The sequence below is a fragment of the Gilvimarinus sp. 1_MG-2023 genome (genome assembly GCF_030548285.1).
Genome location: NZ_JAUOSC010001733.1, coordinates 1 through 235, shown reverse-complemented (window position 1 = coordinate 235; position 235 = coordinate 1). Strand labels below are relative to the sequence as shown.

The window sequence follows — 235 nt, the reverse complement described above, 5'->3', positions numbered from 1 at the left end:
GATCAGGGTAACAACCATTTGGATGTTATCGCCTGGCATTACCATTTCAACGCCTTCAGGCAGCTCACAAGCACCCGTTACGTCAGTGGTACGGAAGTAAAACTGCGGACGGTAGCCTTTAAAGAATGGCGTGTGACGACCACCTTCTTCTTTGCTCAGTACGTAAACTTCGCCTTCGAACTTGGTGTGCGGGTTTACCGAACCTGGCTTGGCCAGTACCTGACCACGCTCAATC

General features: G+C 51.1%; 1 pseudogene. It reads right to left on the bottom strand.

What is annotated here, in order from left to right:
• Positions 1-235, bottom strand: a pseudogene (tuf, locus tag Q4563_RS22660) (elongation factor Tu); the annotation flags it as partial.